The following is a 4248-nucleotide window of genomic DNA, read 5'->3' as shown; positions in this document are numbered from 1 at the left end:
CATCTGGAAACATTCTCACAAAGTCCCTGTATGTATTTGGGTACTCATACTCTGCATTTGATGTGGATTTCACAGCTCCTCCACCATTCAAGGATATATGCATAAATTATAGCACAGGAGGAGCTAACCGCCCACCCCGCTAAAGTTATAGCCAGCATCAACCAAGTTACCGATTTCCTTCAGGTAGTCAGCCTCAGTGGTTCCTGCGGGCTTGAGATACTTGACATCAAGTGCGTAGTCCTTACTTGCCTTCAGAATACCTTCCCAAGTTCCCTGATTGAAGGATTTATCATCAATCGTACCAGCATCAGTTACCATTCCAACACGAAGATTACTCTTCTTTGCCCCACCTTCATCGCTACCTTGAGCGAATGCAAACGAGCCGAGCATCAGGAAGATACAAAGCACTACAGCCAATTTTTTCATACTGTCTTCTCCTATTTTTGTGATCATGCACAAAAAACTGTGTAAATTCATTCTACATTCACCTTGTACCGTTGTCAAACAAAGAAACGGCCTCCAGAGAGCATTGGTCCAAGACAAACCATTGAGCAAGAAACAGTTGTCTGAACCTCTATACACATAGAAATTCTTGACTGAACGCAGAAACCCCCGGCTCTATCACCGGGGGACTGAAAACAAGCGCACTGTCTTATCTAGGTAGATTGCTCAGCTTCCAAGCAAGCAAGGATAAAGGAACCCACCCCTTTGAAATCATCCTCCACCACTGGTTCACATACATAGTAGTGCAATGAACCATCGCGATAGGGATTTCCGCCTAATCCAGCAACAGAACAGATTCCTCCTAGATGGAGACATCCTTTCTCATCCTCTCTCAGGTATCGTTCTCTAATGTCATCAATCGCAAGTAATGCCTGCTTTCGATAGATTTCATTATTGGTAATACCAACTCGCAATGCTTTTAGAAGACTGTAGGCAAACATACTTGAGCATGAGGTTTCAAGATAGTTATCTTTCTCATCCAGTCTATCCACCACCTGATACCACATACCGCTCTCACTCTGATAAGGGAGCAGTGAGTCAAGAACCTGGGTAAGAATACGCACCAGCTCCCCACGTTTGGGATGTGACTCAGGAAGGAAGTCAAGGATATCAAGGATAGCCATACAGTACCATCCAATCGCCCTCCCCCAGAAGTGGGGAGAAAGACCGGTTTCTGCGTCAGACCATCTCTGGCCCCGGGATTCATCATAGGCATGATACAGCAAGCCCGTCTTCGGGTCCCTAAGTGTCCGATAAACCTTGATCACCTGCTCCACCGTATCGTTGAATCCTGCACTATCACCACTTACCTTGCAGAACTGGGCATTGAAAGGACCCTGCATATAGACTCCATCCAGCCATATCTGCCAAGGGTAGATCTCCTTATGCCAGAATACTCCTGAAAGAGTCCTTGGGTGTGAGTTGAGTTGACTTTTCAGCAACTGGGCAGCCAGGAGGAAACGTCTCTCCTTTGTCTTCTCATACAGAGCGAAAAGATTTCTTCCAGCGTTAATCTGGTCAAGGTTGTATTCCCCTAATCGGTAGGAGACAACCTGGCCATCCTTTTCCACCATTGGGTCATACATGGAGTATGCCCACTGGAACATCTCTTCTCGGTCGTAGGCCTCTCCAACCAGCAGACAACTGTGTATCACCAGCCCATGCTCATAATGCCATCGCATCTGTGAAGGTTTGTAACGTGAAACCACACTTTCAGCCAGTTTCAACGAAAGGCGCTCACCCCTGTCCATCATGCTTCATTCCTCATGTTCGTGCTAAATCTTCCGGCTGCCTGATGATCGGCAGCCGGAACCAGGTCTCATCACACCTACTCGTTCAGCAGGTTGTTCTCCTTGGCAAAGGCAACGCCCTTGTCATTCCAATCCTGTCCACCGAGCTTCTTGAACTCAGCAATCCAAGTATTCCAGTTAGACCTGTTCAGCGTACGCTTTCCAGTGATGAACTCACTCAATCCCTGTTCATAGAAGCGCTTCAGGTCAGCATTCGGAATCGGAAGCATGTCAGAACCAACAGCTGGGGTCCACTGCTTGGTCTGCATCTCACGCAGTACCTCAAGTGCAGACATTTCCTTCTTGCTGGTGGCAGTGATGTACTTCGGATAGCGAGCATACAACTCGATATCACCATTGTAGAAGACCATGTTTCTGAGCTGGGTCACAGTCTGTCCTACAGGACCGCTGAAAGCCAGATCAGGATCAGAGAGACCATCAGCAACAGGAACGCCGTTTGCATCCTTGGTGTAGTTCACACCCTCGACGCCCCAGCCGAGCAAGAAGTAGCCTTCATCAGAAGCCATCCACTCGAGCAGTTCGGCAATCTTGTCCTTCTTTCCCTCTTCAGCCGCTTTTGCACTGATGGCGTAAATTCGGAATCCTGCAGTGTAAGGTCCGATCGAGGCATGTCCCTTCGGCCCCTCAATTGGATCCATGATCACCCACTCACCGTCAGGGAAGTTCTTATCGAATGGAGCGTAGTTGGACTGGGCAGCGAATGCAGCATTCTGCTCTCTCATGATCCCAAAACGACCCTGCTTCCAAGCAGCACGGAAATCATCCTTCTTGTAGGCAAGCCAGTTTGGATCAATGATACCCTCATCAGCCATCTGCTTGAGATATGCCATTGCATCGTAGAATTCAGGCTTGAGAATATTCAGGCCAGCACTGTCAGCAGTCATATCCCAGGTACCTTCAACACCGAATGCTCCAAGGATCGGCTGCAAGCGGCGGCCGGGCCATGCTTCATAGTTGTTGACTTCCTGGAAAGCTCCATAGCCATAGGTGTCATTCTTGCCATTGCCATCAGGATCATCGAAGGTGAATGCGCGCATCACATCGAGCAATTCATCAGTGGTTGTTGGCACACTCAAGCCGAGGTTATCCAGCCAATCCTTACGAATCAACAAACCTTCATTCTTGACAATCGAACCGGGGTCAGCCAGTCCATAGCTCTTTCCGCCAAACTTTGCATGGTTACGACTTACCTCGTTGTAATGGGTTGCCGTACGGGTAGGCATCTTTGCATACAGATCATCAACAGGAGCAACCAAGCCCTGGGGAACCAGACGGGTCAAAACATCGCGGCGGACCATGAACAGGTCGGGGAGATTGTTTGCCGCTGCAGCAGCCTGGATCTTTACATCCTGGTCACTCTCATTGGAGGGAAGCGTTGTCAGCTTCAGATCGATGTTCAACTTCTCTTTGATGATGTCAAACCCTACCCAATCAGCTGGGGGTGGCCCAGCTTCGGTAACCGCAGCGCCATACCACAGATCAATGGTCACAGGACCATCTACTGCAGCTTCTTTGGTTCCCTGACTGAATACCGGCAGGGAAACGAAAGCGAGCAACGCAATGAGTGCGATGCATACGAAATACTGTTTCTTCATGGCTAATCCTCCTTATGAATTACCAAATCCAATCAAAATCATGCAGAGCAGGAAAGCATCTTACCCTTTCACACTTCCCAGCAATGTTCCCTTGGTGAAATACTTCTGGATGAATGGGTAAGCAATAACCATCGGGATGGCACTCATGAAGACCGATGCGGCCTTGATGGCGGCAATCGGAGCATCCCCGAAGGCACTTACCTCCACATATTCATTCATTCCACTGGCCATCAGTATGTTCCTGAGCAAAATTGGAAGGGGCTGCAACGCATTACTATTGAGGTAGAGCATTGCATGGAAGAAATTATTCCAGAAGGATACCCCGTAGAATAACCCGATGGTCATGATGATCGCTTTCGAGAGGGGCAGGATAATTCTCAAGAGAACTTGAATCTCTGATGCCCCGTCAATGCGTGCAGACTCCTTCAGCTCGTTGGGAATACCCTCGAAGAAGGAACGCATGATCAGACAGTTGTAGGTGCTGATCGCCACCGGGATATAGACTGCCGGAAGCTTGTCGATCAAACCGATATTCGTAACCAACAGATAGGTTGGTATCATCCCGACGTTGAACACATAAGGGACAATGACAAGCAAGTTCAGATAGCGTCTCCCCGGCAGGGTAGGTATGGACAGTACATATGCAAGGGGTATGGTAAGCAGCAAAGCACTCGCCACCCCTCCAATCAATATCTTTACACTATTGCCAAAAGCAAGCAGGAATCCTGCATTTCCCAACAGTGCCTCATATGCTGAGGTCGACCAATTCCAGGGCATCAGGAACATCCCTTCCAGGTTGTTGCCAATATAGTCATTTGGCCTGAATGAGAGAGTAATAG

Annotated in this window: 3 protein-coding genes and 1 pseudogene; all 4 read right to left on the bottom strand. The window is 48.5% G+C overall.

All coding sequences use genetic code 11. The annotated features are described in order from the left end of the window. Nucleotides 1-141: 141 nt before the first annotated feature. A pseudogene (locus tag JF818_RS11680) lies at nt 142-390 on the bottom strand (BMP family ABC transporter substrate-binding protein); the annotation flags it as partial. 266 nt (nt 391-656) lie between these two features. Then, nucleotides 657-1757, bottom strand: a complete 1101-nt coding sequence (locus JF818_RS11675; protein WP_198892181.1) for a glycoside hydrolase family 105 protein — start codon at nt 1755-1757, stop codon at nt 657-659. A 74-nt stretch (nt 1758-1831) separates the two neighbouring features. After that, on the bottom strand, nt 1832-3409 hold the full coding sequence (locus tag JF818_RS11670) for an extracellular solute-binding protein (RefSeq protein ID WP_198892180.1): 1578 nt from the start codon (nt 3407-3409) through the stop codon (nt 1832-1834). 60 nt (nt 3410-3469) lie between these two features. Further along, nucleotides 3470-4248: carbohydrate ABC transporter permease (locus JF818_RS11665; protein WP_198892179.1), on the bottom strand; the 779-nt coding region annotated here is incomplete at its 5' end.

This window comes from Sphaerochaeta sp. S2, from assembly GCF_016406725.1.
GTDB lineage: Bacteria > Spirochaetota > Spirochaetia > Sphaerochaetales > Sphaerochaetaceae > Sphaerochaeta.
This window is presented reverse-complemented; position numbering and strand designations above follow the sequence as displayed.

Bases quoted from the DNA above. Each gene is read 5' to 3' on its own strand.
- JF818_RS11675 (WP_198892181.1), bottom strand. From the start codon at position 1,757: ATGATGGACAGGGGTGAGCGCCTTTCGTTGAAACTGGCTGAAAGTGTG.
- JF818_RS11670 (WP_198892180.1), bottom strand. From the start codon at position 3,409: ATGAAGAAACAGTATTTCGTATGCATCGCACTCATTGCGTTGCTCGCT.